The sequence below is a fragment of the Mesorhizobium sp. M7A.F.Ca.CA.004.06.1.1 genome (assembly GCF_003999135.1).
GTDB lineage: Bacteria > Pseudomonadota > Alphaproteobacteria > Rhizobiales > Rhizobiaceae > Mesorhizobium.
This window is the reverse complement of sequence record NZ_RZPQ01001187.1, coordinates 1-1,101: the sequence shown is the minus strand read 5'-3', so window position 1 is coordinate 1,101 and position 1,101 is coordinate 1. Positions and strand designations below refer to the sequence as shown.

At 59.5% G+C, this 1,101-nt stretch carries 2 protein-coding genes; both read left to right on the top strand.

Features of this window, described 5'->3' with window-relative positions; translation table 11 throughout:
* The coding region (locus EN906_RS35005; protein ID WP_127375818.1) for a hypothetical protein at window positions 1–268 on the top strand (268 nt) is incomplete at its 5' end.
* A gap of 449 nt (window positions 269–717) precedes the next feature.
* Window positions 718–1,101 (top strand): DUF1465 family protein (locus tag EN906_RS35000; protein WP_127375817.1); only part of this gene is annotated, 384 nt, incomplete at its 3' end.

Genomic DNA, 1,101 nt, shown 5'->3' with positions numbered 1-1,101 from the left:
CGCCCACACAATGGTGGCTGGATGGCTGATGTCGGCGGTCTTCGCCTTCTTCTACCATTTGTTCCCTGCCATCGGGCAAAAGACACTCGCCACCGTTCATTTCTGGCTGACCGCAATCAGCGGCATCGGCCTGCTGATCGGCCTCTACTTCCTGCTTGCCGGCAATGCCGCGATCGAACCGCTGGTGGCGGCCTCCTCGATGGGCTTCTACGCAGCCATGCTGCTGTTCGCCTTCATCGCCTTGCCGGCGATCTGGAAGACGGCCTGAGCTGGACCTGGGGTAAGGTGAGGCTGTGCCGGCGATCTGGAGGACAGCCTGAGCTAGCCTAACGCAGGAGATGCTGTCCTGTTACGGCACAGTATGGCGGCGTTCGGTCAAAAAACATCCGCGCCGTTAAGGCTTCATTAAGCTTTACAGGTGTTTACTATGTTCATCCAGTGATCTGGATTCTTACCGAGTGGTTGGAGCCACTTTGTTTGACGCCTCCCTGTTAAACTCCTGAGAGCCGCCTTATCCGCGGCTCTTTTTTTGTCTTCATTTCCCTTTTTGTCCGCGTCTCAGCGGGGCCGCCCAATGGCGGCTCGCCGTTAACCTTCTGTTAAACATGTGCTTGCCTTCGCCGGTGACGAAGCGCATTTTCAAGCTTCAGTCAGATAGGGTTCCGGGTGTATCGGCAGGGAGCCGAATCGGCCGGTTGCAAGTGCAGGGGCGTATCAATGAACGAGCCTTCGAAGGGCAGTGCGAAAACCGTCAAGCTGGCGGAGCGCCGGGTTTTCTCGCAATCCTTCAAGCCGCTTTACCAGGAAGGCATGGGCCTGGTCGAACAGGCCGCCGAATATCTCGACGGCAAGGGCCGGGCCGAGGCAAAGAAACTGTCGCGGCTGGGCGCCACGCTCTATGCGGCCGAATCGATGCGGCTGACCACCAGGCTGATGCAGGTTGCGTCCTGGCTGCTTTTGCAGCGCGCCGCCAATTCCGGCGAGATGACCCGCGACCAGGTCGCGTCGGAAAAGTCCAAGGTGCGTCTCGACACCGCTTCCGCCCATGACGAAGCCGCCGGCTGGGCCGAGTTGCCCGAGGATTTCCTCGATCTCGTCACC